Below are 22,136 nucleotides of genomic sequence, written 5' to 3'. Positions count from 1 at the left end.
CGGCCGGGGCCCGGGGGGCGGTGACCGCCCCGGGCCTCAGCCGTCGCGTCGGCCGGTCAGGCGTAGCGGCGCGGGGTCCACGTCACCCGTGACCCGTCGGCCCGCTCGGTGACCTGGGTCTGCGAGGAACCGATCAGCAGGATCGTGCGCATGTCCACCTCGGCCGGTTCCAGTTCGGCGAGGGTCACGATCCGCACCGACTGCTCCGGACCGCCCACGTCCCGTGCGACGACCACCGGGGTCTGCGGGGAGCGCAGTTCCAGCAGGAGTTCCCTGGCCTGAGCGACCTGCCAGGTGCGGCTGCGCGAACCCGGGTTGTACAGGGCGAGCACCAGATCGGCCGCGGCGGCGGCGCGCAGCCGCTCGGCGATGACCTCCCACGGCTTGAGCCGGTCGGAGAGCGAGACCGTGGCGTAGTCGTGGCCGAGCGGCGCCCCGGCCGCCGCGGCCGCGGCGTTGGCGGCGGTCACGCCCGGCAGGACCCGTACCGGCACGTCCTTGTAGGCGTCCTGACCGGCGACCTCCAGGACGGCCGTGGCCATCGCGAAGACGCCGGGGTCGCCGCCCGAGACGACGACGACCCGCTTGCCGCGGCGGGCGAGGTCCAGGGCGAACTCGGCGCGCTCCGACTCCACCTTGTTGTCGGAGCCGTGCCGGACCTGACCCGGCTTCACCGGGACCCGGTCCAGGTAGGTGGTGTACCCGACCAGCACCTCGGCGTCGGCCAGTGCCCGCCGGGTCTCGGCGGTCAGCCACAGCGGGCCGGCCGGTCCGGTGCCGACCACGACGACCTCACCGGGCCCGGACGGGACGCTGCCCGGGTTGCCGATCCGGCTGGGCACCACGGCGACGGCGAAGTACGGGACGCTGTCGGGGTCGGTGTCGGCGAGCCATCCCGTGCGTTCGCCCGCCATGGTGGCGCGCTCGACGTAGCGGGCCTCGGCGAGCCGGCCGCTGTTCTCCATGGCCCGGCGCACCGCGGGGAAGGTGCGGCCGAGCTTCATCACGACCGCCGAGTCGGTGGCGGCGAGCCGGGCGGTGAGTTCCTCCTCGGGCAGGGTGCCGGGCAGGATGGTCAGCACCTCCTCGCCCTCCACCAGCGGGGTGCCCAGGCGCGCGGCGGCGGCGCTCACCGAGGTCACGCCGGGGATCACCTCGGCCGGGTAGCGGTCCGCGAGCCGCTTGTGCATGTGCATGTACGACCCGTAGAAGAGCGGGTCGCCCTCCGCGAGCACGGCGACGGTCCGGCCGGCGTCGAGGTGTGCGGCCAGGCGGGCGGCGGAGGCCTCGTAGAACTCCTCCATCGCGCCCTGGTAGCCGCCGGGATGGTCGGTGGTCTCGGTGGTGACCGGGTAGACCAGCGGCTCCTCGACGTGGTCGGCGCGCAGGTGCTTCGCGGCGATCGAGCGGGCGATGGAACGGCCGTGGCGGGCGGAGTGGTAGGCGACGACGTCCGCCTCCGCGATCACCTCGACGGCGCGCAGGGTCATCAGGGAGGGGTCGCCGGGGCCGAGCCCGACGCCGTAGAGCTTCCCGGGGGTCACGTCGGCGGCGCTCATTCGGCCACGCTCGCGATCGCGTTGACGGCCGCGGCGGCGATGGCGCTGCCGCCCCGCCGACCCCGGACGATCAGGTGGTCGAGGCCCGAGGGGTGGGCGGCGAGCGCGTCCTTGGACTCGGCCGCGCCGATGAAGCCGACGGGGACGCCGATGACGGCGGCGGGACGCGGCGCGCCCTCCTCGATCATCTCCAGCAGGCGGAAGAGGGCGGTCGGGGCGTTGCCGACGGCGATCACCGATCCCTCCAACAGGCCCTTGTCGCGCCAGACTTCGAGGGCCGCGGCGCTGCGCGTGGTGCCCATCCGCGCGGCGAGTTCGGGCACGGCCGGGTCGGAGAGGGTGCAGATCACCTCGTTGTCGGCGGGCAGCCGCTTGCGGGTGACCCCGCTCGCGACCATCTGTACGTCGCACAGGATCGGCGCGCCGGCCTCCAGGGCGGCGCGCGCCCGCAGGACGACGTCCGGGGTGTACCCGAGGTCCTGGGGCAGGTCGGTCATCCCGCAGGCGTGAATCATGCGCACCGCGACCTGGGCGACCGAGGCGGGCAGCCCGGAGAGGTCCGCCTCGGCGCGGATCGTGGCAAAGGACTGGCGGTAGATCGCCGCGCCGTCCTTCTCGTACTCAAACACGGGGCACTCGCTCATTTCTTCACTGCGGGTTCGGTGGTCGGTGGGGTACTGCGGGCGTCCGCGAGGGCCGCGGCGAGTTCGTCGGGGGTGTCCGGCACGGATTGCCGTACGGGCCGGCCCGGCGCGGCGAGCCGGTAGCCGGTCGGGCCGGCGACCAGGTCCACCCAGGCGGTGCCGCGCGGGTGCCCGCAGCGTCGTTCGCAGCCCGACCAGTGCACGGGCAGCGGGCCGCGCGCGCGGTCCACGACGGCCCGCGCGTCGGCGCGCACGTCCGCGAGGGATTTCGCGCAACCCGGCCGTCCCGTGCACGCGGTGACGGACCGCCAGGGACCGTCGGGGACGAGCACCAGTCCGGCGTCCTCGACTCGGGCCGTGACGGAGGCGGGCCACGGGGTGTCGGCCGGGGGCAGCACGACGCCGCGCCAGGGGGTGACGCGCAGCTCTGCGCGCCCCTGTTGCGCGATCTCGACGAGGACCCGCCACTGCGCGGTGCTCGCCCGGCCCAGCGGGGGCAGCACGCACAGGGCGCCGCGGCCGTCGCCGTCCGGGCCGGCGGGTGGCGGCGGGGGCGCGTACGGCCAGGTCGGCTCGGCCACGCGCATCGCCTCGATGTCGGCGGCCGCGAGGCGTCGGACCAACTCGGCGGCGTTCAGCGGGTGTTCGGGCGGCAGTTCGCCGACGCGCCAGGCGCGGGTACCGGCCGCCGCGGCGGTGTCGAGGAAGTACTCGGCGGCCAGCAGCGCCGCCCGGGGGGCGTCCGGCGCGGCCACGTCCACGGCGTCGGCGCCCCCGCCGAGCCGGACCAGCGCCCGCCCGTCGGGCCGGCCGAGCACGGTCACGTCGGGGTCGAGGGCCGCGACGTCCCCGCGTCCGTCGTCGAAGGCGAACAGGAAGCGTCCGGACAGGGAGGTGGCGCCGGCGTTCGCGCACAGCAGCCGGTCGAAGGCCAGGGCCCAGGCGAGCGCGTCGGGCCGCTGGGTGCCCTCCAGCCCCGACATCGGGGTCGCCACGATGTTCCGTACCCGCTCGTGGCTCGGCGCCGGCAGCAGCCCGGCGGCGTCCAGCAGCCGCGCCGGGCCCGCGCCGCAGTCCTCGGCCAGTCCGCGGAGCTGGACGTTCCCGCGCGAGGTGATCTCCAGGTGCCCGTCGCCGAAGCGGTCCGCGGCGAGCGCCAGGGCCTCGGCGCGCGCCACCGTGAGCAGCCCCGCCGGGATCCGCACCCGGGCCAGGAACCCGTCGTCCGCCGCGTGCAGCCGCAGCGCGCCGGGGCAGGCGTCGCCGCGGTCCCGTATGACGGGATTCTCCCGCGACGGGGCGGAGGGGGGCGTGGGCATGGCCGCGAGCATACCCACGATTGCCGCGCCCCGACCTGTGTCCGTCACCACCCCCGGGCCCCGGGGCGCCTTACCCCGCGCCCACCGCCCTCTCCGTCCCCACCAGCCACTTTCCGGGCCGCCGGGGTTTGGGGCACCCGGACCGTGGGGCAGGGCCCCCGGCAATGGAGCCGCGCACGGCGCCCCCCTAAGATGACCACCGGCGGGCCGCACGGCCCGCCGTCGCCGAGGACGGCGACATGGGAGGAAGCCCGGTGAGATTCCGGCGCGGTCCCGCCACTGTGAACCCCGCGGAGCGATCCGGGGGGTGAGTCAGGAACTCCCGCTGTCCTCACTGCCCGGGGCGCGGAAACCCCGAGGAAGGCTGCCGCCGCATGATCCTGCTGCTGTCGACGTCCGACACCGATCTGCTCAGCGCCCGCGCCGCGGACGGCCCCGTCCCGTACCGGTTCGCGAACCCCTCCCGCCTTCCCCTGGCCGACCTGCCGGGCCTCCTCGACGGAGCCGACCTGGTCGTCGTACGCCTCCTGGGCGGTCTGCGGGCCTGGCAGGACGGTCTCGACCTGCTGTTGGCCCCGGACCAGACCCGTCCCGTCGTCGTGCTGACCGGTGAACAGGCCCCGGACGCCCAGCTGATGGAGGCCTCCACGGTCCCGATCGGCATCGCGGCCGAGGCGCACGGCTACCTCGCGCACGGCGGCCCCGCCAACCTGGACCAGCTCGCCCGTTTCCTCTCCGACACCGTGCTGCTGACCGGTCACGGCTTCGAGCCCCCGGCCGCGGCCCCCACCTGGGGCCCGCTGGAGCGCACCCCGCAGCGCACCGAGGGGCCCCGGATCGCGGTGCTCTACTACCGCGCCCACCAGATGAGCGGCAACACCTCCTTCGTGCACGCCCTGTGCGAGGCCGTCGAGGCGCAGGGCGCGCAGGCGCTCCCGCTGTACGTGTCCTCCCTGCGCACGCCCGAACCGGGTCTGATCGCCGAGCTGGAGTCCGTCGACGCGGTCGTCACCACCGTCCTCGCGGCGGGCGGCACCAAGCCCGCCACCGCCTCGGCGGGCGGTGACGACGAGTCCTGGGACGCGGGCGCGCTGGCCGGGCTCGGCGTGCCGATCCTCCAGGCCCTGTGCCTGACCGGATCCCGCAGCGCCTGGGAGGAGAACGACGAGGGACTGTCCCCGCTCGACGCCGCGACCCAGGTCGCGGTGCCGGAGTTCGACGGCCGTCTGATCACCGTCCCGTTCTCCTTCAAGGAGCTCGACGAGGACGGGCTGCCCGCCTACGTGGCCGACCCCGAGCGGGCCGCCCGGGTCGCGGGGATCGCCGTGCGCCACGCCCGGCTGCGGCACATCGAGCGCCGTGACAAGAGGATCGCGCTGGTGCTGTCGGCGTACCCGACGAAGCACTCCCGGATCGGCAACGCGGTCGGCCTGGACACCCCGGCGAGCGCCGTGGAGCTGCTGCGCACGCTGATCGCCGGCGGCTACGACTTCGGTCCCGTCGAGGACGTCCCGGGCCTGGTCTCGGGTGACGGCGACGAGCTGATCCGCGCCCTGATCGAGGCCGGCGGCCACGACCAGGACTGGCTCACCGAGGAGCAGTTGGCCCGCAACCCCGTCCGCATTCCGGCCGCCGACTACAAGCGGTGGTACGGGCAGCTCCCGGCCGACCTGCGCGCGAGCGTCGAGGAGCACTGGGGCGAGGCGCCCGGCAACATGTTCGTGGACCGCTCCGCCAACCCCGAGGGCGACATCGTCCTCGCGGCCCTGCGCCGCGGCAACCTGCTGATCCTGATCCAGCCGCCGCGCGGCTTCGGCGAGAACCCGATCGCGATCTACCACGACCCGGACCTGCCGCCCTCGCACCACTACCTGGCCGCGTACCGCTGGATCCAGGCGCGCGCCGAGGACGGCGGATTCGGCGCCGACGCCATGATCCACCTGGGCAAGCACGGCAACCTGGAGTGGCTGCCCGGCAAGAACGCGGGCCTGTCCGCGTCCTGCGCCCCGGACGCCGCCCTCGGCGACCTGCCGCTGATCTACCCGTTCCTGGTCAACGACCCGGGCGAGGGCACCCAGGCCAAGCGTCGGGTGCACGCCACGCTGGTCGACCACCTGGTGCCGCCGATGGCCCGCGCGGAGTCGTACGGCGACATCGCGCGCCTGGAACAGCACTTGGACGAGTACGCGCAGATCTCGGCGATGGACCCGGCGAAGCTGCCGGCGATCCGCGCGCAGATCTGGACCCTGATCCAGGCCGCGAAGCTGGACCACGACCTGGGGCTGGAGGCACGCCCCGACGACGACGGCTTCGACGACTTCCTGCTGCACGTCGACGGCTGGCTGTGCGAGGTCAAGGACGCCCAGATCCGCGACGGTCTGCACGTCCTGGGCGGCGCCCCGACCGGTCCGGCCCGGGTCAACCTGGTGCTGGCCATCCTGCGCGCCCGTCAGATCTGGGGCGGTACGACGGCCCTGCCGGGCCTGCGCGAGGCGCTCGGTCTGGACGAGTCCGCGGCCACCCGCACCTCCGCCGACGAGGCGGAGGAGGCGGCCCGCGCCCTGGTCCAGGCGATGGAGGACGCCGGCTGGGCCCCGGAGGCGGTGGCCTCCGTGGCGGCCGGGCACTGCGCCGACGTGGCCGCGGTGCTGGACTTCGCGGCCCGCGAGGTCGTCCCGCGCCTGGCCGGCACCACCGACGAGATCGCCCACGTGGTCAGCGCCCTGGACGGCTCGTTCGTCCCGGCGGGCCCCTCCGGCTCGCCGCTGCGCGGACTGGTCAACGTGCTGCCGACCGGCCGGAACTTCTACTCCGTCGACCCGAAGGCCGTCCCGTCGCGGCTGGCGTGGGAGACGGGTCAGGCGCTCGCCGATTCCCTCCTGGACCGCTACCGCACGGACAACGGCGAGTGGCCCCCGTCCGTCGGCCTGTCCCTGTGGGGCACGAGCGCGATGCGCACCTCCGGCGACGACGTGGCGGAGGCCATGGCGCTGCTGGGCGTGCGTCCGGTCTGGGACGAGGCCTCGCGCCGGGTCACCGGTCTGGAGCCGATCCCGCTCGACGAGCTGGGCCGGCCGCGCATCGACGTGACCTTGCGCATCTCGGGCTTCTTCCGGGACGCTTTCCCGCACGTGATCGGCCTGTTGGACGACGCGGTGCGGCTCGCGGCCTCGCTGGACGAGCCGGCCGACCGGAACTTCGTCCGGGCCCACGCCCAGGCGGACCTGGCCGAGCACGGCGACGAGCGGCGCGCGACGACCCGTATCTTCGGCTCGCGCCCGGGCACGTACGGTGCCGGCATCCTCCAGCTGATCGACTCGCGGGACTGGCGCACGGACGCCGACCTCGCCGAGGTCTACACGGTGTGGGGCGGGTACGCGTACGGTCGCGGCCTGGAGGGCCGTCCGGCGCGCGCCGAGATGGAGACGGCGTACAAGCGGATCACCGTCGCCGCGAAGAACACCGACACCCGCGAGCACGACATCGCGGACTCGGACGACTACTTCCAGTACCACGGCGGCATGGTCGCCACCGTGCGCGCCCTGCGGGGCACGGCGCCCGAGGCGTACATCGGGGACTCCACCCGCCCGGAGACGGTCAAGACCCGCACGCTGGTGGAGGAGACCTCCCGGGTCTTCCGTGCCCGGGTGGTCAACCCGAAGTGGATCGAGGCGATGCGTCGCCACGGCTACAAGGGCGCCTTCGAGCTCGCGGCGACCGTCGACTACCTCTTCGGGTACGACGCCACGACGGGCGTCGTCGCGGACTGGATGTACGACAAGCTGACCGAGACGTACGTCCTGGACCCGGAGAACCGCGCCTTCCTGGAGGAGGCCAACCCCTGGGCCCTGCACGGCATCGCCGAGCGGCTCCTGGAGGCGGAGTCGCGCGGCATGTGGGAGAAGCCGGACGCGGGGATCCTCGAGGCACTGCGCCAGGTGTACCTGGACACCGAGGGCAATCTGGAGGGCGAGGCCGAGTAGCGCCGGGGGCGGCCGGACGGTCCCGGGCCGCCCTCGTGCCACCGGAGCGACGAACGTCCTCCCCGCCCGTCGTCGGGCGGGGAGGACGCGTTCCTTTCCGGCCCGCCCGGCGCCCTATCCCCCGCCGGCGCCCCGCGCCGGGGAACGGCGCTCACGTCACCTGAAGCGGTGAACTCCCCCTTGTCCCTCCCACGACCGGGGTAGGGGCCTGCTGATCTCGTGCGGGGGGCCGCAGCCACGGGCCCTTCGCACCCTCGGACCGAAAGGCCTACCCCGCCGTGACACAGCCGTTTCAACTGCCGGATTTCTACGTGCCTTATCCGGCGCGACTGAACCCCCATCTGGAAGCCGCGCGCACCCACACCAGGCAGTGGGCCCGCGACTTCGAGATGTTGGAGGGGTCCGGCGTCTGGGAGGAGAGCGACCTCGAATCGCACGACTACGCCCTGCTGTGCTCGTACACGCACCCCGACTGCGACGTCGACGCGCTGAACCTGGTCACCGACTGGTACGTGTGGGTCTTCTTCTTCGACGACCACTTCCTGGAGATGTACAAGCGCTCCCAGGACCGGGACGGCGCCAAGGCGTACCTGGACCGGCTCGCCGCCTTCATGCCGATGGACCTCTCCCACGGGTTCCCCGAGCCGACCAACCCGGTGGAGGCGGGCCTGAAGGACCTGTGGTTGCGGACCGTCCCCGCGATGTCGACGGACTGGCGGGAACGGTTCTGCGAATCGACCCGCAACCTCCTCAACGAGTCGATGTGGGAACTCGCCAACATCAACATCGGGCGGGTGGCCAACCCCCTCGAATACATCGAGATGCGCCGCAAGGTGGGTGGCGCCCCCTGGTCGGCCGGCCTCATCGAGTACGTCAGCGCCGAGGTCCCGGCGCGCGTCGCGCACGCGCGGCCGCTCGCGGTGCTGCGCGACGCCTTCTCCGACGCCGTGCACATCAGGAACGACATCTTCTCCTACCAGCGCGAGGTCGCCGACGAGGGCGAACTCTCCAACGCCATCCTCGTGTTGGAGACCTTCCTCGGGTGCTCCACCCAGGAGGCCGCCGAGGCCTCCAACGACCTCCTCACCTCCCGCCTCCACCAGTTCGAGCAGACCGCCCTCGCCGAGCTGCCCCAGCTCTTCGTCGACCACGCGATGAACCCGGCAGAGGTCGCCGCCGTCCTCGCCTACGCCAAGGGCCTCCAGGACTGGCAGTCCGGCGGCCACGAGTGGCACATGGTCTCCAGCCGCTACATGAACAAGGAGGCCCGGGCCACCGCCCCGCTCAGCCTGCCCTTCATGCCCGAGGGACTCGGCACCACCGCCCTCGACGTCCGCTCCCTGTTCACACCGCGCTCGATGGACCTGCGCCGCCGTTCCTTCACCCACGTGCCGTTCGAGAAGACCGGACCCTCGGTCATCCCCGACATCTACATGCCCCACCGGCTCTCACTGAGCCCGCACCTCGCGCACGCCCGCGAGGAGTCGGTCGCCTGGTGCAAGGCGATGGGCATGCTCGACCCGCAGCCCGGCGACCCCGGTTCGGCGATCTGGTCCGAACGCAAGCTGCGCGGCTACGACTTCGCCGTCTGCTCGGCCGGGATCGACCCCGACGCCACCCCGCAGGCCCTGGCCCTCAACGCGTGCTGGCTGAGCTGGGGCACGTACGGGGACGACTACTACCCCGTGGTCTTCGCCCAGGCCAAGAACCTCACCGCGGCCAAGGCCACCACCGCCCGGCTGATCGCCATGATCCCCGTCGACCACGCCGAGCAGGCGCAGCCGTCGACGGCGATGGAGCGCGGGCTCGGCGACCTGTGGGTGCGCACCAGCGCGGGCATGTCCCCCGGGCAGCGCACGGAGTTCCGGGCGACGCTGGTGAGCATGTTGAACAGCTGGCTGTGGGAGGTGGAGAACCAGGTGCTGAACCGCATCCCCGACCCGGTGGACTACGCCGAGATGCGCCGACACACCTTCGGCTCCCACCTCACGATGTACCTGTGCCGGCTCGGCCACCAGGACCGCGGCATCCCCGACGAGATCTACGCCTCCGGCACCATCCGGTCGCTGGAGAACGCCGTCGCCGACGCCGCCTGCATGATCAACGACATCTACTCCTACCAGAAGGAGGTGGAGGTCGAGGGCGAGGTGCACAACTACATCCTCGTCACCCGGAACTTCTTCGACATCGACTATCCGGAGGCCCTGCACATCTGCCACGCGCTGATGACGCAACGGACCGAGGAGTTCGAGCACATCGTCGCGACCCAGATGCCGCTGCTCTACGACGACTGGAAGTTGGGCGCGCAGGCCCGGACCGCCCTCGACGCGTACGTCGCCGAGCTCAAGGACTGGCACGTGGGCATCCTCAACTGGCACGAGAAGATCGCCCGTTACCGGCCGGAGGACCTGTACGAGCTGCCGGTGGGCCTGGGTCCGGGCGCCTGGAGCGACGGCTTCGGGATGTCCGCCGCCCGGATCTCACTGCCCCGCTGACCCGGCGGGCGGGGGCGGTCCGCTCGCCCGCCCCCGCCCGCCGCTCCCTCCCGCCGCCCGTCGCGCGGCTGCGCCGGCGCGCCCGCTCAGAACTCGTCCGCGGTGTGCGGGAGCAGTTCGGTCCGCAGCGCCGCGTCCAGCGCGACCGCCGCGCCCGGGACCCGTTCCTCCACCAGCCCGGCGGCGACCAGCTCCCCGATCCGGGTGCCGCCCAGGTAGCAGGCGGCCAGTTCGCGCACGTCCAGTACCAGGTCGGGGGCGGCCCTGGCGGGCTCGCAGGCGGCCCCGTCCGGGCCCGCCTTGAGCCGGTACCGCCCGGCGTTCGCGGGCAGTCGCGCGTCGGAAAGTTCCAGCACCAGTTCCACCGGCGCGGCCCACGCCCGGGCGGTCAGCGCCGCCGGTACGTCGACCAGGCGCAGCCACAGCGCCGGGAACCGGGCGGTGACGCGGACCTGGTCCCGGTCGGCGGCGAAGTGCAACAGCGGGTCGTCGAGCGGGCGGCCCCACGCGCAGACCCTGCCGGTCAGGTCGAGGGAGGAGACGCATTCCCACAGGGCCGCGGCGACCGCCGGGGTGTCGGCCTCCAGTTCGTCCACGCGCACCAGGCCCCGGCCGTGGGGCCGGCCGTCGCCCGCCGCGGGGGCGGACTTGGTGCGGTAGAGCACGTACCCCGCGATCGGCTCGCCCGGCTCGCCCAGGACGACGGTCCGGGGCGGGCTCAACTCCTCGTCCTCCTCGTCCCGTTCGCCGAGCCATTCGTCGGCCCAGCGCTCCGCGCTGCGGCTCGGACGCCCGGCCCGGGTGGCCCGGGTGGCCTCGTGGTACGGGCCGACCAGGTCGGGGACGTCGGCGGGGTCGATCAGCCGCAGCGGGCGCCGGTCCGGGGCGAGGCGCAGGGCCAGCGGTCGGGTGGAGTCGATCTCGATGGTGACGCCCTCGGTGGCGGCGCCGTAGCCGAAGCGGCCGTAGATGGCGGCCTCGGAGGCCCACAGTGCGGCGATCGGGTGGCCGGCGGCCGCGGACGCGCGCAGTCGGGCGTCCATCAGCGCGGTGAGGACGCCGCGGCGGCGGTGTGTGGGGGCGACGCAGACGAAGGTGAGTCCGGGGCAGGCGAGGTCCGCGCCGGGCACCGAGAGCCGGAAGTCGTGCGCGGCCATGAATCCGACCAGCGCGTCCCCGTCGTAGGCGCCGACGCGGGCGCACCGGGTCAGCAGGGCGTGGTGGAGTGCGCGGCGGTCGCGCTCGGGGCGGTCGTGGAAGACCAGGTAGGCGAGCTCCAGAGCGCGGTCGATCTCGGCCTCGGGTACCTCACGGATGTCCACCATGATCCGGAGACTAATCGGTCATCGCGGACCGGTCACCCCATAGTGGCCGGATCCGAACGTCCCGCCCGGGGCCCCTTTCGCGCGGGGCGCGGAGCCGTCGGATCGCGCGGGGCCGGCGGAGGGACCGGCGGCCGGGCCGGCCAGGGGACCGGCTCTTCAAGCGACGGAGCCTATCCGCCCCACCACGGTCCTCGATCCGTCGTGGTGGATCGGGATGTGCGCACCGGTCAGCGCGGCGCCGGTTCCGCCGCGGCGATTGGCGACGATCTCGGCGGCGATGGACAGCGCGGTCTCCTCCGGGGAGCGGGCGCCGAGGTCCAGGCCGATCGGGGAGCGCAACCGGGCGAGTTCGATCTCGCTCACGCCGACCTCGCGGAGCCGCTCGTTGCGGTCCTCGTGGGTGCGGCGGGAGCCCATGGCGCCGACGTAGGCGACGGGAAGCCTGAGGGCCAGTTCGAGGAGGGGGACGTCGAACTTGGCGTCGTGGGTGAGCACGCACAGGACGGTCCGGGCGTCCACGGCGCCCGCGTCGGCCTGGGCCTCCAGGTAGCGGTGCGGCCAGTCGACCACGATGTCGTCCGCCTCGGGGAAACGGTTCTTCGTGGCGAACACGGGCCGGGCGTCACACAGGGTGACGTGGTAGCCGAGGAACTTGCCGATCCGCACGAGGGCGGAGGCGAAGTCGATGGCACCGAAGACGATCATCCGCGGGGGAGGCACGCTGGACTCGACCAGCACCTTGAGCGGCTCCCCGCACAGCCGGCCGTCCGCGCCGACCTCCAGCACGCCGGTCCGGCCGGCGTCGAGCATGGCGCGGGCCTCCTCGGCGAGCGTGCGGTCGAGCTCGGGGTGTCCCCCGAAGCCGCCCTCGAAGGCGCCGTCGCCGCGGACGACCACGGCGCGACCCATCAGCTCGGCCGGGCCCTCGGCGATCCGGGCCACCGCCGCCGCCTCCCCGCGGGCGGCGGCGGCCAGCGCGGCCGCGAACACCTCCCGGACGGGAGAGTCCACGGCGACCGGGGTGACGAGGATGTCGATGATCCCGCCGCAGGTCAGACCCACGGCGAAGGCATCGTCGTCGCTGTAGCCGAAGCGCTCAAGGACGGGCTCCCCGTCCTGGAGCGCCTGCCGGCACAGTTCGTACACCGCACCCTCCACGCATCCACCGGAGACCGAGCCGATGGCCGTCCCCTCGCCGTCGACGGCGAGGGCGGCTCCGGGCTGCCGGGGCGCGCTCCCGCCGACCGCCACGACCGTGGCGACGGCGAAGTCACGTCCCTGCTCGACCCACCGGTTCAGTTCCTCGGCGATGTCCAGCATGCGGGCCTCCTCGGAGAGGTTCGGTTTCCAGTATCGGATACGTGGAGAATGCGGCTTGGTACGGAGGGGTCCGGGTCGGCTAGCCGACGCCGAGCCAGCCCTCGATCGGGTGGAGCGCGAAGTAGACCAGGAAGATGCCGGTCAGCGCCCACATGAAGGCACCGATCTCGCGGGCCTTGCCCTGCGCGACCTTGATGGCCACGTAGGAGATGACACCGGCGGCGACGCCGGCGGTGATCTGGTAGGTGAACGGCATGATCACGACGGTCAGGAAGACCGGGATCGCGGTGGCCGTGTCGGCCCAGTCCACGTGGCGGGCGTTCTGCATCATCATGGCGCCGATGACGACCAGGGCGGCGGAGGCGACCTCGCCGGGCACGATCTGCGTGATCGGGGTGAAGAAGAGGCAGGCGGCGAAGAAGAGGCCGGTGACGACGGAGGCGAGGCCCGTACGGGCACCCTCACCGACACCGGTGGCGGACTCGACGAAGACGGTCTGGCCGGAGCCACCCGCGACGCCACCGATGGCGCCACCGGCGCCGTCGATGAACAGCGCCTTGGACAGGCCCGGCATGCGGCCCTGGTCGTCGGCGAGCTTGGCCTCGGTGCCGACGCCGATGATGGTGGCCATCGCGTCGAAGAAGCCGGCGAGCACGAGCGTGAAGACGATCATGCCGATCGTCATGACGCCGACGTCGCCCCAGCCGCCGAACTCGACCTTGCCGAACAGCGAGAAGTCGGGCATCGAGACCGCGGAGCCGGAGAGCTCCGGGGGACCGTTCTTCCAGGCCTTCGGGTCGATGTCGACGATGGCGTTCAGGATCGCGGCGAGGACGGTGCCGCCCACGATGCCGATCAGGATGGCGCCGGGGACCTTGCGGGCCTGGAGCATGAAGATGGCGAGCAGGGTGACGCAGAAGAGCAGGACGGGCCAGCCGGCGAGCTCACCGACGGCGCCGAGCTGCACCGGGGGGCCGAACTCGGGACCCGCGCCGACGAAGCCGGCCTTCACGAGTCCGATGAGGGCGACGAACAGGCCGATGCCCATGGTGATGGCGTGCTTGAGCGCGAGGGGGATCGCGTTCATGATCATCTCGCGGAGGCCGGTGACGACCAGGAGACAGATCACCACGCCGTACATCACGCACATGCCCATGGCCTGCGGCCAGGTCATCTGCGGCGCCACCTGCGAGGCGAGGACACCGGAGACCGAGAGCCCCGCCGCGAGGGCGAGCGGCACCTTGCCGACGAAGCCCATGAGCAGCGTGGTCAGGGCCGCCGCGAAGGCGGTGGCCGTGATCAGGGCCGCGGGGGCCATGGTGTTTCCGGCGACGTCCTTGCCGGAGAGGATCAGCGGGTTGAGCAGCAGGATGTACGCCATGGCCATGAAGGTCGTGATACCGCCACGAACCTCGTTGCCGACGTTGGATCCTCTGTGCGTTATGTGGAAGTACCGATCGAGCCAAGACCGCCCGGCGGGGGGACGAGAGCCGTCGCCGGCCTCTTCCGCGGTGGTCTTGGGCTCCACAGACGATTGGGTCATGGTGCCTAACTCCCAAGGTTCAAAGGGGCACCCGCTTGGAGATTGGAGATGCGGGATTTGGGATGGTGCGTTTGGCTGCACGACCCGGGGTGACGGCCCGAGGCGACGCGAAGGTGCACTGCGTGAACTGCGGGTACAGCGGGGTTTCGCGGTACTGCCGGAGGCTCCGGGGTGGTGGTGCCTTACGGCGGTGGGTGGTGCGTGGGGGTACTGCCGGTGGAACGGACCGCGAGCGGAGCGGCTTTTCGTATTCCGGACTTTCCAACTCCGGGCGGTGCGGTCGGCAAGTGTGACGTTCCCGTGTCACACCGCCCGGAGAGCTGGGGGTCCGGGGGCCTCGCGGCCCCCGGAGCACGCCGTCCTAGAGGGTGCCGGTGAGGGCTTCCGGACGGATCGGCGTCTTGTTGAGCTCCAGGCCGGTCGCCGCCCGGATCGCCGCGAGGACGGCCGGGGTGGACGACAGGGTGGGGGCCTCGCCCATGCCGCGCAGGCCGTACGGCGCGTTGGGGTCGGCGAGTTCCAGGACGTCGACCGGGATGGTCGGGGTGTCGAGGATGGTCGGGATCAGGTAGTCCGTGAAGGAGGGGTTGCGCACCTTCGCGGTCTTCGGGTCCACGATGATCTCTTCCATGATCGCCACGCCGAGGCCCTGGGTGGTGCCACCCTGGATCTGGCCGACGACGGAGAGCATGTTCAGCGCCTTGCCGACGTCCTGGGCGGTGGCGAGCTCGACGACCTTGACGAGGCCCAGCTCGGTGTCCACCTCGACCACCGCGCGGTGCGCGGCGAACGTGTACTGGACGTGGCCGTCGCCCTGGCCGGTCTTCAGGTCGAAGGCGACGGTCGGCCTGTGCCGGAACTCCAGCTCCAGGTCGATCGCGTCCTCGCCCTCCAGGATGTCCGCCAGCTCGGCGAGCACCTCCCCGCCGTCGGTGACGACCTTGCCGCCCTCCAGGAGCAGTTCGGCGGTCGCCCACGCGGGGTGGTACGAGCCGTTCTTGCGGCGGCCGATCTCCAGAACGGCCTCGCGGACGGCCTCACAGGTGTTCTTCACGGCGCCACCGGTCATGTACGTCTGCCGCGAGGCGGACGTGGAACCGGCGGAGCCGACCTGCGTGTCGGCCGGGTGGATGGTCACCTGCGTGACACCCAGCTCCGTGCGGGCGATCTGGGCGTGCACGGTGACGCCGCCCTGGCCGACCTCCGCCATGGCCGTGTGGACCATCGCGACGGGCTCGCCGTTGATGACCTCCAGGCGCACGCGGGCGGTGGAGTAGTCGTCGAAGCCCTCGGAGAAGCCGACGTTCTTGATGCCGACCGCGTAGCCGACGCCGCGGACGACGCCCTCGCCGTGGGTGGTGTTGGACAGGCCGCCGGGCAGCGCGCGGACGTCCGCGCCCTCGCCGGCGCTCTCCCACTGGCGCTCCGGCGGCAGCGGGCGGGCCTTGACCCGGCGCAGCAGCTCGGCGACGGGCGCCGGGGAGTCCACGACCTGGCCGGTGGGCATGATCGTGCCCATCTCCATGGCGTTCAGCTGACGGAACTCGACCGGGTCCATGCCCAGCTTCGCCGCGAGCTTGTCCATCTGGGCCTCGTACGCGAAGCAGGCCTGGACGGCGCCGAAGCCGCGCATCGCGCCGCAGGGCGGGTTGTTCGAGTAGAGGGCGATGGCCTCGATGTCGACGTCGTCGATCACGTACGGGCCGACGGACAGCGAGGAGGCGTTGCCCACGACCGCCGGCGAGGCCGACGCGTACGCGCCGCCGTCCAGGACGATCTTGCACTTCATGTGCGTGAGCTTGCCGTCCTTGGTCGCGCCGTGCTCGTAGTACAGCTTCGCCGGGTGACGGTGCACGTGGCCGAAGAACGACTCGAACCGGTTGTAGACGATCTTGACCGGCTTGTTCGTGGCCAGGGCCAGGAGGCAGGCGTGGATCTGCATCGAGATGTCCTCGCGGCCACCGAAGGCACCGCCGACGCCGGAGAGCGTCATGCGGACCTTCTCCGGCGGCAGGCCCAGGACCGGGGCGATCTGCTGGAGGTCCGAGTGCAGCCACTGGGTGGCCACGTACAGGTCCACGCCGCCGTCCTCGGACGGCACGGCCAGACCGGACTCCGGGCCGAGGAAGGCCTGGTCCTGCATGCCGAAGGTGTACTCACCCTTGACGATGACGTCGGCGCGCTTGGCGGCCTCGTCCGCGTTGCCGCGGATGATCGGCTGGCGGTGCACGATGTTCGGGTGCGGGACGTGACCGGAGTGGTGGTCGTCGCGGCCCTGGTGGATCAGCGGCGCGTCGGGGGCGATGGCCGAGGCCTCGTCCGTGACGAGCGGAAGCTCCTTGTAGTCGATCTTGATCTTGGCCGCCGCGCGGCGGGCGGTCTCCGGGTGGTCGGCGGCCACGAGGGCCACCGGCTCGCCGTGGTGACGTACCCGACCGTTGGCGAGGACCGGGGTGTCCTGGATCTCCAGGCCGTAGTTCTTCATCTCGGCCGGCAGGTCGTCGTACGTGAGCACGGAGTAGACGCCGGGCAGGGCCAGGGCCTCGGAGATGTCGATCGAGATGATCTCGGCGTGGGCCACGGTGCTGCGGAGCGTCTGGCCCCACAGCATGTCCTCGTGCCACATGTCGGAGGAGTACGCGAACTCACCGGTCACCTTGAGGGTGCCGTCGGGGCGCAGCGTGGACTCGCCGATGCCGCCCTTGGTGTGGTTCTGCGTGACGTTGGTCGGCGTGCCCGCCGGAACCGTGCGCGTGTTCTGAGCCATGGTCAGACCGCCTCTGACTGACGGGCGGCCGCGAGGCGGACCGCGTCGAGGATCTTCTCGTAGCCCGTGCAGCGGCAGAGGTTGCCGGACAGGGCCTCACGGATGTCCTGGTCGGACGGGGAGGAGTTCTCCTCCAGCAGCGCGTCGGCCTGGACCAGCAGGCCCGGGGTGCAGAAACCGCACTGGACGGCGCCGGCGTCGATGAACGCCTGCTGGATGTTGGAGAGCTCCACGCCCTCGCCGGTCTGCGAGTCGCCGGGCTTGGCCTGCCACTGCTTGGCCGCGTCCAGGGTGACGCCGCCCTTGGAGCCGCAGCCGCCGCCGGTGCCGCAGGCACCGCCGTGGCCGTGCTCCTCGCGCTGCTTGGCGAACTCCGCCAGGCCCTCGACGGTCACGACGTCGCGACCCTCGACCTGGCCCGCGGCGACGAGGCAGGAACACACCGGCACGCCGTCGAGACGGACGGTGCAGGAACCGCACTCGCCCTGCTCGCAGGCGTTCTTCGAACCGGGCAGGCCCAGGCGCTCGCGCAGGACGTAGAGGAGGGACTCGCCCTCCCAGACGTCGTCGGCTTCCTGCTGACGGCCGTTGACAGTGAAATTGACGCGCATGATTACGCAGCCCCTTCAAGCGAGCGGCCGTTTTCGGTGCCGCGGTACTGCTCCCAGGTCCAGACGAGCTGGCGGCGAGCCATGATGCCGACCGCGTGACGGCGGTACTTCGCCGTGCCGCGGACGTCGTCGATCGGGTTGGCCGCGCCGGAGGCGAGGTCACCGAACTGCTTGGCGATCGACGGGGTGATGACCTTGCCGGACTCCCAGAAGCCGCCCTCTTCGAGCGCGGCGTTCAGGAACTCCTCGGCGGCCTTCGCGCGGATCGGGGTCGGCGCGGCCGATCCGATGCCGGTGCGGACCGTCCGGGTCTGCGGGTGCAGCGCCAGGCCGAACGCGCAGACGGCGATGACCATCGCGTTGCGCGAGCCGACCTTGGAGTACTGCTGGGGGCCGTCCGCCTTCTTGACGTGGACGGTCTTGATGAGCTCGTCGGCGGCCAGCGCGTTGCGCTTCACGCCGGTGTAGAACTCGTCGATCGGGATGAGGCGGGTGCCGCGTACGGACTCCACCTCGACCTCGGCGCCCGCCGCGAGCAGCGCGGGGTGGGCGTCACCGGCCGGCGAGGCGCAACCGAGGTTGCCGCCGACACCGCCGCGGTTGCGGATCTGCGGGGACGCGACCGTGTGCGAGGCGAGCGCGAGACCGGGCAGCTCCGTGCGGAGGTTTTCCATGATCTGCGTGTACGGGACGGAAGCGCCGAGCCGGACAACATCCTCGCCGACCTCCCACTCCCGCAGCAGACCGATGCGGTTCAGGTCCAGGAGGTACTCCGGCCGACGGTGGTCGAAGTTGATCTCGACCATCACATCGGTGCCACCCGCAATCGGCACAGCTGTGGGGAACTCGGCCTTAGCGGCGAGCGCCTCCTCCCAGCTGGCGGGGCGAAGGAAGTCCATGTGCGGCTCTCTTCTTCTTCATCGTGTCGTTCACTTCAAGCCAGGAGGCCCAATGGCCCTCGACTGGTCGTTCACGTGCTGTTAACGCGGTGTGGAGTCAGTACACAAGCCGCGCGTCCCCCGGGTGCAGTCACCGAAACCATGAAGGAGTTGGCTGGGGACCTCCCTCGTCTTGTAGATTCGTATGAAAGGCAGGATGCGACGACCTGCCCGATTTCCAACGGCAACATCGAGACAGATCGGCGGCGACATCATGCGGCTGCGCGCACTGCTGGAAACCGAGGCGCTGGGGCTGCGGCTGCTGGGCGGTGAGGAGGAGCTGGACCGGACGGTCCGCGGGGTCATGACGACCGACCTGCGCGATCCCAGCCGGTACCTCTCCGGAGGCGAACTCGTCCTCACTGGCCTGGCATGGCGAAGGAATTCGGCCGACTCCGAGCCGTTCGTACGAATCCTCGCGAGCGCGGGGGTCGCCGGGCTGGCGGCGGGCGAGGCGGAGCTGGGCGACATCCCCGATGATCTGGTCTCGGCCTGTCTGCGCAACCGGCTGCCCCTGTTCGCCGTGAACGAGGACGTTGCATTCGCCACCATCACGGAGTACGTGGTGCGGCAGGTCTCCGGCGAGCGTGCGGGCGACCTCGCGGCCGTCGTGGACCGCCACCGCCGGCTCATGACCTCCGGTCCTGCCGGTGGCGGTCCCGACGTGGTGCTGGATCTGCTCACCACCGACCTCGATCTCCGGGCCTGGGTGCTCTCGCCCACGGGCCGGCAGATCGCCGGCGCGGGCGAGCCGCTGGCACCGGGCGTCTGCGCGGCACTGGCGGGCGAGCACCTCGCGGCGGTCCGGACGGGCCGCAGGGGACCGCACCGGATCTCGATTCAGGGTATTACGTACTCCCTCTTCCCGATCAGGGGACACGGCCGCGGAACCGGCCCCGCGGCCCGCGACGTGCGCGAGAGCGTGCTGTCCGACTGGCTGCTGGCCGTCGAGGCCGACGCGGGCGACTGGCCCGCCGAGCGGCTGGACCTGCTCCAGGGCGTCACCCAACTGATCGCGGTCGAGCGGGACCGCCGTGACGCGGCCCGCACGGTGCGCCGCCGTCTGGCCCAGGAGGTGCTGGAGCTGGTGCAGACGGGCGCCCCGCCCGCGGAGATCGCCGCCCGCCTGCGGGTGGCCGCCCCGGTGCTGCTGCCCGGGCTGGGCGCGGCCCCGCACTGGCAGGTCGTGGTGGCCCGGGTGGACTGGGAGGGCGTCGACATCGCCGGCGGACCGGTGGCCCAGTCGCTGCTGGAGGAGATCCTGGTCGACCCGTCCCTGTCGGGACCGGAACCCTCCGACCGGATCGCGGTCGCCCACGCGGGTGACGAGGCGATCGCCCTCGTGCCGCTGCCCGCGCTCTCCGGGGACTCCGGCGAGGACAAGGGCCCCGATCCGGCCCTGCACGCCGACGTGCTCCTGACGACCGTACGGGAGCCCCTGGCGGCCGGCCTGGCCGACGACGGCCGGCTCACGCTGGGCGTCAGCGCCGCCGTGCACTCCGCCGAGGGCCTGCGCGGCGCCCTGGAGGAGGCCCGGCACGCCCGCCGGGTCGCCGCCGCCCGCCCGGGCCGGGTGTGCGCCGCCGGACACCACGAGCTGGCCTCGCACGTCCTGCTGCTGCCGTTCGTGCCGGACGACGTGCGCCGCGCCTTCACGGCCCGGCTGCTCGATCCGCTGCGGGACTACGACCGGCGCCACCGGGCGGAGCTGATTCCGACCCTGGAGGCGTTCTTGGACTGCGACGGGTCGTGGACCCGCTGCGCGACGCGGCTGCACCTGCACGTCAACACGCTGCGGTACCGGGTCGGGCGAATCGAGCAGTTGACGGGCCGGGACCTGTCGCGCTTGGAGGACAAGCTCGATTTCTTCCTCGCACTGCGCATGAGCTGAGGAATCACGCCAAGGGGTCGTCGCAGGCCACTGACGAGCCGTCCGGACTTTGTGAAAGAGTTCACCCGACCCCTTGGCCGGAGCCGCCGATCCGTGCTCTCATTTCGCCCCAGGGCTCGAAGACGTGCTGCTTGGTTGCTTTGGGGAGGGCAATGTGGCGGATACCGCCATGTCCGGTGCCGGTTCTACAGGGGGGGACGACCCTCTCCAGCGGGCGATATGGCGGCTGCGCTCGCGCGGCTGTTGGACCGACGCGGCGGCCCTGCTGACACCACACGTACACGACGCGGGCGCCGCCGTTCAGCGCACCGCGCTGCTCGTCGAGCGCTGCCTGTTCACCGGCCAGGGCTGGGCGGAGGCCGAGGACGCCCTGCGGATCGCGGAGGCCGTGGCCCACGACGACGGCGAACGCGGCGCCGCCGCCTGCGAGCGGGGCCATCTGGCCTACGCCGCGACGGTGTTGGGTGTGCGCGACCGCGCCGACGAGGCCCGCTCCGCCCTGGGGCGCGCGGCGGCCCTGCTCTCGCCGGGGTCCCGCACCCGGCCGCTCCTGGACTTTCGCCGGGGTCTGGTCGCGGAGCACCTCGCGGACGCCCCGCAGGCGGCCCTGCCGGCGTACCGGCGGGCCCACGCGGGCGCCGTGGCCCACAACGACACCCTGCTGCTGTCGTTCACGTGGCGCCACCTGGCCGCGCTGGCCCTGCGCGACGGCGAGGTCGCCGAGGCGCGCAAGGGGTTCGCGGAGTCCCTGCGGATCCGGGAGGACCTGGGCTTCCTGATCGGTACCGCCCCCGCGCTGGCCGCCCTGGCGGAGGCGGAGCCCGAACCGGAGGCGGCGCGGCTGAGGGCGGAGGCCCGGCGCCTGTTCCACCTGTTGGGCGGCATCCCCACCTGGTTGGCGGACCAGCTCCAGCCGAGTCCGGCCGTCTGATCCGGCCCGGCCCCGCCCGCCCCGTCCCCGGACCGGCGGCGGGGCCTCGCCGGCTCCGCCGGCCCCGGGGCGCGCGCGGCCGGTTCGTCAGCCGGCGGCGCCCGCGAAGTGCTCGCGTACGAGGGACTCCACCACGGTCGGGTCCCCCGCGATCAGGGCGTCCAGGAGCGCCACGTGCTGCGCCGCGTCGGCGACCAGGTCCGCGCGGCGCATGCGGGGGGCGCCGGGCAGGGGCCACTGGGCGCGACGGTGGAGGTCCTCCGCCACCTGGAGCAACTGCTCGTTGCCGGCGAGGGAGAGCACCGCCCGGTGGAAGGCCCGGTCCGCGTCCGCGTAGCCGGGGAGGTCGCCGGCCGCCGCCGCCTCCGCGGTGGCCGCCGCGGCCGGTCGCAGGGAGTCCCAGACCGAGGCCGACAGGGTCCCGGCCAGCCTCAGCATCACCGGGACCTCCAGCAGGGCGCGCACCTCGGCCAGCTCCGCCAGGGCCCGCGGGGTCCGGGTGAGCACGCGGAAGCCCCGGTTCGGGAGGCATTCCACCGCCCCCTCCAGCGCCAACTGCTGCATCGCCTCGCGCACCGGGGTCGCCGAGACCCCGAACCGTTCGCCGAGTGCCGGGCCCGAGTGGATCTCCCCCGGCGCCAGTTCCCCGTCGATCAGCGCGGCGCGCAACGCGTCCAGGATCTGTCCGCGCACCGAATGGCGCAGCACCTTCCGCGGCGCGACGACGGCCTGCTGCGACGCCTGCCCCGCCGTCTGTCCCGACGCCTTTTCCGACACCCCGGTGTGGGCCGCTTCCTGCACTCGGTCCCT

Annotated in this window: 14 protein-coding genes and 1 riboswitch; of the genes, 4 read left to right on the top strand and 10 right to left on the bottom strand. The window is 72.7% G+C overall.

What is annotated here, in order from left to right; translation table 11 throughout:
- Positions 1–56: 56 nt before the first annotated feature.
- Genes ACIRO3_RS12485 through ACIRO3_RS12475 form a run of 3 tightly spaced genes read right to left on the bottom strand, consistent with a single transcriptional unit; the run spans position 57 to position 3,522 of the window.
- Positions 57–1,559: a precorrin-2 C(20)-methyltransferase gene (locus ACIRO3_RS12485; RefSeq protein ID WP_404135428.1), complete on the bottom strand. Its 1,503-nt coding sequence runs from the start codon at positions 1,557–1,559 to the stop codon at positions 57–59.
- A complete protein-coding gene (locus ACIRO3_RS12480; protein WP_366149806.1) occupies positions 1,556–2,203 on the bottom strand; it encodes a precorrin-8X methylmutase in 648 nt (215 codons plus the stop codon). Before ACIRO3_RS12480 ends, ACIRO3_RS12485 begins: the two co-directional genes overlap by 4 nt.
- Positions 2,200–3,522 (bottom strand): cobalamin biosynthesis protein CobG, encoded by a 1,323-nt coding sequence (locus ACIRO3_RS12475; protein WP_404135424.1) that lies wholly within the window; start codon positions 3,520–3,522, stop codon positions 2,200–2,202. Before ACIRO3_RS12475 ends, ACIRO3_RS12480 begins: the two co-directional genes overlap by 4 nt.
- Before the next feature lie 243 nt (positions 3,523–3,765).
- Positions 3,766–3,844: riboswitch (cobalamin riboswitch) on the top strand.
- Positions 3,845–3,896: 52 nt separating this feature from the next.
- Here ACIRO3_RS12475 and cobN point away from each other — a divergent pair.
- Together cobN and ACIRO3_RS12465 are read left to right on the top strand one after the other, a co-directional pair.
- Positions 3,897–7,505 carry a cobaltochelatase subunit CobN gene (gene cobN / locus ACIRO3_RS12470; RefSeq protein ID WP_404135421.1) on the top strand — a complete coding sequence of 1,203 codons (3,609 nt, stop codon included), beginning with the start codon at positions 3,897–3,899 and terminating at the stop codon, positions 7,503–7,505.
- A 278-nt stretch (positions 7,506–7,783) separates the two neighbouring features.
- A complete protein-coding gene (locus ACIRO3_RS12465; RefSeq protein WP_404135418.1) occupies positions 7,784–10,000 on the top strand; it encodes a germacradienol/geosmin synthase in 2,217 nt (738 codons plus the stop codon).
- An 86-nt stretch (positions 10,001–10,086) separates the two neighbouring features.
- Here ACIRO3_RS12465 and ACIRO3_RS12460 read toward each other — a convergent pair whose 3' ends face one another.
- The 6 genes from ACIRO3_RS12460 to ACIRO3_RS12435 form a co-directional block, all read right to left on the bottom strand.
- Entirely contained in the window at positions 10,087–11,325 is a 1,239-nt protein-coding gene (locus tag ACIRO3_RS12460) for a GNAT family N-acetyltransferase (protein WP_404135415.1), read from the bottom strand.
- 156 nt (positions 11,326–11,481) lie between these two features.
- Complete coding sequence (locus tag ACIRO3_RS12455; protein ID WP_404135412.1) at positions 11,482–12,645, bottom strand: XdhC family protein; 1,164 nt, start codon at positions 12,643–12,645, stop codon at positions 11,482–11,484.
- A 79-nt stretch (positions 12,646–12,724) separates the two neighbouring features.
- A complete protein-coding gene (locus ACIRO3_RS12450; protein WP_361782008.1) occupies positions 12,725–14,188 on the bottom strand; it encodes an NCS2 family permease in 1,464 nt (487 codons plus the stop codon).
- Between the two features lie 361 nt (positions 14,189–14,549).
- On the bottom strand, positions 14,550–16,955 hold the full coding sequence (locus tag ACIRO3_RS12445; protein ID WP_404135407.1) for a xanthine dehydrogenase family protein molybdopterin-binding subunit: 2,406 nt from the start codon (positions 16,953–16,955) through the stop codon (positions 14,550–14,552).
- A gap of 2 nt (positions 16,956–16,957) precedes the next feature.
- A complete protein-coding gene (locus ACIRO3_RS12440; protein WP_361782014.1) occupies positions 16,958–17,566 on the bottom strand; it encodes a (2Fe-2S)-binding protein in 609 nt (202 codons plus the stop codon).
- 2 nt (positions 17,567–17,568) lie between these two features.
- Positions 17,569–18,465 carry a xanthine dehydrogenase family protein subunit M gene (locus tag ACIRO3_RS12435; RefSeq protein WP_361782017.1) on the bottom strand — a complete coding sequence of 299 codons (897 nt, stop codon included), beginning with the start codon at positions 18,463–18,465 and terminating at the stop codon, positions 17,569–17,571.
- Between the two features lie 253 nt (positions 18,466–18,718).
- Here ACIRO3_RS12435 and ACIRO3_RS12430 point away from each other — a divergent pair, with 253 nt between their 5' ends.
- Positions 18,719–20,395, top strand: coding sequence for a PucR family transcriptional regulator ligand-binding domain-containing protein (locus ACIRO3_RS12430; RefSeq protein ID WP_361782020.1), 1,677 nt, complete (start codon positions 18,719–18,721; stop codon positions 20,393–20,395).
- A gap of 154 nt (positions 20,396–20,549) precedes the next feature.
- The gene (locus ACIRO3_RS12425; RefSeq protein WP_366149809.1) at positions 20,550–21,326 is read left to right on the top strand and encodes a hypothetical protein; all 777 of its coding nucleotides are present in this window, start codon (positions 20,550–20,552) and stop codon (positions 21,324–21,326) included.
- Positions 21,327–21,413: 87 nt separating this feature from the next.
- Here the strand turns inward: ACIRO3_RS12425 and ACIRO3_RS12420 are convergent, their stop codons facing one another.
- On the bottom strand, positions 21,414–22,103 hold the full coding sequence (locus tag ACIRO3_RS12420) for a GntR family transcriptional regulator (protein WP_404136276.1): 690 nt from the start codon (positions 22,101–22,103) through the stop codon (positions 21,414–21,416).
- Between the last annotated feature and the right edge of the window lie 33 nt (positions 22,104–22,136).

Origin of the sequence: Streptomyces sp. NPDC102278, assembly GCF_044766345.1 — a bacterium.
Lineage (GTDB): Bacteria > Actinomycetota > Actinomycetes > Streptomycetales > Streptomycetaceae > Streptomyces.
Note: the sequence above shows the minus strand (reverse complement) of the source record. Positions and strands in the feature narration are given on the sequence as shown.

Bases quoted from the DNA above. Each gene is read 5' to 3' on its own strand.
- ACIRO3_RS12485 (WP_404135428.1), bottom strand. From the start codon at position 1,559: ATGAGCGCCGCCGACGTGACCCCCGGGAAGCTCTACGGCGTCGGGCTC.
- ACIRO3_RS12480 (WP_366149806.1), bottom strand. From the start codon at position 2,203: ATGAGCGAGTGCCCCGTGTTTGAGTACGAGAAGGACGGCGCGGCGATC.
- ACIRO3_RS12475 (WP_404135424.1), bottom strand. From the start codon at position 3,522: ATGCCCACGCCCCCCTCCGCCCCGTCGCGGGAGAATCCCGTCATACGG.
- cobN (WP_404135421.1), top strand. From the start codon at position 3,897: ATGATCCTGCTGCTGTCGACGTCCGACACCGATCTGCTCAGCGCCCGC.
- ACIRO3_RS12460 (WP_404135415.1), bottom strand. From the start codon at position 11,325: ATGGTGGACATCCGTGAGGTACCCGAGGCCGAGATCGACCGCGCTCTG.
- ACIRO3_RS12455 (WP_404135412.1), bottom strand. From the start codon at position 12,645: ATGCTGGACATCGCCGAGGAACTGAACCGGTGGGTCGAGCAGGGACGT.
- ACIRO3_RS12450 (WP_361782008.1), bottom strand. From the start codon at position 14,188: ATGACCCAATCGTCTGTGGAGCCCAAGACCACCGCGGAAGAGGCCGGC.
- ACIRO3_RS12445 (WP_404135407.1), bottom strand. From the start codon at position 16,955: ATGGCTCAGAACACGCGCACGGTTCCGGCGGGCACGCCGACCAACGTC.
- ACIRO3_RS12440 (WP_361782014.1), bottom strand. From the start codon at position 17,566: ATGCGCGTCAATTTCACTGTCAACGGCCGTCAGCAGGAAGCCGACGAC.
- ACIRO3_RS12435 (WP_361782017.1), bottom strand. From the start codon at position 18,465: ATGGACTTCCTTCGCCCCGCCAGCTGGGAGGAGGCGCTCGCCGCTAAG.
- ACIRO3_RS12430 (WP_361782020.1), top strand. From the start codon at position 18,719: ATGCGGCTGCGCGCACTGCTGGAAACCGAGGCGCTGGGGCTGCGGCTG.